A 4953-nucleotide genomic window follows, 5' to 3' on the forward strand; every position below is an offset into this window, starting at 1 on the left:
CTACTTCATCAAGATTCAATCCGCCATAATTACCTGAACTCATTAATAATAAAGCAGAATTATCAAAATTTTGTTTGAATAAAAAATCTTTAAAATCAATTGGATTAGTAAAAATAATTAAATCATCACGATTGAAAGATTGAGCAATTTGCTCATAAGTTACTTCTTCAAGTTGTTTTATTTTTACAGCATCTGGAGAATAAAAAACTACAGCTACATCAGCAGAATCAAGTGAACCTTGATATTCTTTTAAAAATTCAGAATTCAAACTACTGTAAGTATGCAATTCTAAACAAGCAATTAATTTTCTATTTGGATATTGATTTTTTACCGCTTTAGTAGTTGCAGCAACTTTACTTGGCGAATGTGCAAAATCTTTATAAGCAACTTTTCCGTTTCCTTCGGCAATTTTTTCAAGACGTTTACTTGCACCTTTAAAGCTTGCAATTGCTTCATAAAATTCGGCTTCGTCAACGCCCATATTTTGACAAATCCATTTTGCTCCAGCAAGGTTGTTCAAATTATGTGCTCCAAAAACTTCAATTGGCATTGCTCCTTCTGGTGTTTCTAATAAAGTTGTTCCATCTTCAACTGTATAATTAGGAGTTGCATAAGGTAATTTTCTAATAGAATTTGTAGTTTCGTCTGCAACTTTTTTTACGGTTTCGTCCTCTTCGTTATAAACAAGAATTCCACCTTTAGTAATTTGATTTACAAAAATTTCAAATTGTTCTACATAATTTTCAAATGTTGGAAACACATTAATATGATCCCAAGCAATTCCAGAGAGCAATGCAATATTGGGCTGATACAAATGAAATTTTGGTCTTCTATCAATTGGAGATGATAAATATTCATCGCCTTCAAGAACAATAAAATCGTTAGTTTCTGTAAGATGAACCATCGTGTCAAAACCTTCTAGTTGTGCTCCAACCATATAATCTACTTCGATATTATGATAATGCATAACATGCAAAATCATTGATGTAATAGTGGTTTTTCCGTGTGAACCACCAATTACAACTCGCGTTTTATTTTTGGATTGTTCGTATAAAAACTCAGGATAAGAATAAATTTTTAATCCTAATTCTTGAGCTTTCATTAACTCAGGATTGTCAGCTTTGGCATGCATTCCGAGAATAATTGCGTCAATATCATGAGTGATTTTTTCTGGAAACCAACCCATTTCAATTGGCAACAAACCTTTCTTTTCTAAACGCGATTTTGATGGTTCAAAAATAGCATCATCGCTACCAGTAACTTTGTATCCTTTATTGTGTAATGCAAGTGCTAAATTGTGCATTGCTGCACCGCCAATGGCTATGAAATGTGTTCTCATTTATTTAGTTTTAAGTTTAAAGGTTTAAGAGTTTAAAGTTTTTTTCTCAAAGAATTAAACAACATTAAACCAACATAAACTATTTTTCAAATTGTTCTTTTAATTTTTGTGCTTTAAATTTATCTTTAATTTTATTCAAATATAAATTATATAATTTTTGAAAAGTGATTTTAGAATTACCAATTTCGTGTGCTGCTTTATAATTCATTTCGGCTTTTGTGAATCTTTTAAAATATTCATCAATAAAACCTTTGGATAGATAACCATCAACTTTTGAAAGATTCATTAATTCATTAGAATATTTAATTGCTTTGCTTTCGCTTCCGCCAACAATTCCTGGTAATTCTATATACAACATCACCAAAGCCCAACGCGAATCTATGTGTTTTAGATCTAATTTTGAAGCCATTAAAAATGAACTTTCAATTTCGTCAATCATTCCAAGCGCTTTAAATTTATTGACCGATTTGGCTTTCATCCCTAATGCGCCACCATATTTGTACCAATAATTAGCAGTTTTTGGAAATTGATTTTTTAAAATTTTATATTCTTTAATTGCTTCGTTCCAATCTTTTTGATGACCAGCAATATCACCAAGATATTCAATAGATTTATAATTATTTGGATTTTCTTTTAAAAAACTTTCAAAAAGTACTTTGGCTTCACTATACTTTTTTTGATTGTATAATTTTTCTGCCTTATCAAAATCGGTTTCTGCTTTCATAGTGAAAGAAATTAAAAAGAAGAAAAAGGTTAGAAACTTCATATCACAATTTATAATGTTCAAAAATAAGAAAAGGATTGGAGTAAGATTTAATTTAAACAAAAATTTAGTACTTTTAAAAAATAACTGACACAAAATCTAATAATTGTTTACTTATATATCACTAATTATTATATTTGTTTCTAGAAAATATATTCCATACATGAAATACCAAAACATTAGAGAAGAAGAATTAAAAAATAAAGTAGGACAAGATTTCTTTTCTGATTTTGATACTACCAAAATTGTTGGAAATATTGATTTTTGTGTAACATTCAAAAATAAAAACACTAATCAAGAAAAACTATTCGAAAACCATTCTCTACTTTGGGCAGAAGCAAAACGTGGTACTTATGATGTTTTAACCATGATTACACAATTGGTTTTAACTATAGGAAAAGCACGAACTTTCGATAAATATATGCCTCCAGCATTTCTTGGTGCTTTCGATTCTAGCAAAATGGGTTTTGTTACTTACAATGCTATTATTGATGTTTTTAGCATGAATGATTTTAATTGGAATGTTGCACCAAGCAATCATCAAACAAAAGAATTTATATTAATTAAAGAACGAATTGAAAAATCATTGCATCAAAACCATTATGTTTATGATTTTATTAAAGATGAAAAAGAATTGCAATTTTTTATCAAAAATAATATTACCAAAACTACCGAAAATGCAAAAATAACCATCGACAAAAATAATTTTGTAGCCATTTATCTTCGCTGGTTGGAGCAAGTAAAACCACATATCGATTTAGATTGGGATGCTGTCAAGAAAAACAATATTTTTGATAGAGAATTTTACCTTGCAGACCTTTTTGTAGATGATAAAGGCACGAGCACAATTGATGACGATACTCCTTTGAGCGAAAATATATTTGTAGTTTTTAAAAATGGACATTATGAAATTCTAAACAAAAATTTAGATGGAATGTTCCAATCTGGAAGTAACACATTTGCCATAAAAAATAAAGAAGCGTATGAGCAATTTTGGAAAAGATACAAACGACCACCACTCGAAAAATTTCAACAGTACATTCTTGAACGAAAAGATTTGTTGGTTTCGCAAGATATTAGAGAACGAAGAGGAGCATTTTTTACACCACAAAAATGGGTTGCTCTTTCGCAACAATACATAGCAGATTTTTTGGGCGAAGACTGGCAAGAAGAATATTATATTTGGGATTGCGCAGCAGGAACAGGAAATTTATTAGCTGGTTTGACCAATGAATACAACATTTGGGCAAGTACGTTAGAAATGGCTGATGTAAACGTTATGCACGAACGCATAGACAATGGTGCCAAATTGCTAAAAAACCACTGCTTTCAATTTGATTTCCTTAATGATGATTTCACCAAACTACCACAAGGATTGCAAGACATTATTAATGATGAAGAAAAAAGAAAAAAGTTGGTTATTTATATTAATCCTCCTTATGCGGAAAGTAACGGAAAAGTAAGCATTAACAGAAGTAATATTCAACAATCAAAAACTTATACAAAGTATTATGATAAATTAGACAAAGTTGCTCCTGAATTATTTGCTCAATTTTTAGCTAGAATTTATTTTGAAATTCCAGAAAGTTTTATAGCAGAATTTTCAACTTTGAAAGTTATTAGTGCGTCTAATTCTAAAGTATTTAGAAATAATTTTTTAGCCAAACTTGAAAAATTATTTGTTGTTCCTGCAAATACTTTCGATAATGTAAAAGGTGTATTTCCGATTGGTTTCTTTGTTTGGAATACTTCATTAAAAGAAAAATTCAATGATATTCTAGCAGATGTTTATGATGAAGATGGAATATTAATAAATTCAAAAAATATTTATTCTTACGATAATCAAAAAGGACGTATTAATGATTGGTTAAAAACTTTCAAAATTAATAATTCAAAATATTATTCTGTACTTATGGCTGATGCGCCAGATTTTCAAAACAATAATTACATCTCTTTTATGAATAATATTGGCAAAAGACACGGTATTTATTTTTTAATTAATGAAAGTAATCTTATTCCAGCAACTATTTATTTATCAGTCCGACATTGTATCGACGCAACTTGGTTAAATGATCGCGACCAATTTTTATACCCAAATGATGATTGGCAAAACGATTTAGAATTTCATAATGATTGTTTCACTTTTGCAATGTTTCATAGCCAAAATAAAATAAGCTCCAATGGTGGCACCAACCATTGGATTCCATTTACCGAGCAAGAATTAAATGCTCGCGAAAAGTTTGAAAGTAACTTTATGACGCAGTTTATAAAAGGCAAAATAAATCAAGAGCAAACGGTTGACCTTTTTTCAAGTAGTGTTGACATTCTGACACAGGAGGAATCTCACAAGAAAAATAATACACAATGTGATTCCTCCTTAGTCGGAATTTCAAATATTAATAAACCATTAGAATTTTCAGAAAAAGCCAACAATGTTTTCAATGTAGCTCGTGAACTTTGGAAATATTATCATGCCCAAAAATTCTCTTCAAATGGAGGAATGTACGAAGGACGAGGTGAATATAACGTAAACGCAAGTTTGTATGACATTCGCGAGCATTTTCAAGGCAGAAATGATGCTGGAAAAATGAATAATAAAAGTGCTGACGAACAGTACATGAAACTCATAACCAAACTTAGAGAAAACCTAAAAATTCTGGCCAAAAAAATTGAGCCAAAGGTTTATGAATATGGTTTTTTGAAGGAGTAAAGCTATAATAAATTTATTAATTTTTTTAAAAATAATGAATAAAAAAACTCCGAATTAATTTCTTAATTCGGAGTTCAATTTTATTGAGATTGATTCGTTCCTCGAAATGACTATTTCACCAAAGTCATTTCATCAACAATG

The 4953-nt window shown here is 29.6% G+C and carries 3 protein-coding genes; 1 reads left to right on the forward strand and 2 read right to left on the reverse strand.

Annotation, left to right across the window (positions count from 1 at the left end):
• Both murC and ACH2BO_RS12360 read right to left on the reverse strand, forming a co-directional pair.
• Positions 1-1339, reverse strand: a 1339-nt coding sequence (murC, locus tag ACH2BO_RS12355; protein WP_395045039.1) for a UDP-N-acetylmuramate--L-alanine ligase, incomplete at its 3' end; no start/stop codon positions are given.
• Positions 1340-1418: 79 nt separating this feature from the next.
• Positions 1419-2063, reverse strand: coding sequence for a tetratricopeptide repeat protein (locus ACH2BO_RS12360; RefSeq protein ID WP_395045040.1), 645 nt, complete (start codon positions 2061-2063; stop codon positions 1419-1421).
• Between the two features lie 145 nt (positions 2064-2208).
• Between ACH2BO_RS12360 and ACH2BO_RS12365 the strand changes: the two genes are divergently transcribed.
• Complete coding sequence (locus tag ACH2BO_RS12365; protein WP_395045041.1) at positions 2209-4812, forward strand: hypothetical protein; 2604 nt, start codon at positions 2209-2211, stop codon at positions 4810-4812.
• The last annotated feature ends 141 nt before the right edge of the window (positions 4813-4953 follow it).

Origin of the sequence: Flavobacterium sp. (assembly GCF_043773265.1) — a bacterium.
Lineage (GTDB): Bacteria > Bacteroidota > Bacteroidia > Flavobacteriales > Flavobacteriaceae > Flavobacterium.

Excerpts from the sequence above, each read along its gene's own strand:
- ACH2BO_RS12360 (WP_395045040.1), bottom strand. The coding sequence starts at position 2,063 with ATGAAAGCAGAAACCGATTTTGATAAGGCAGAAAAATTATACAATCAA.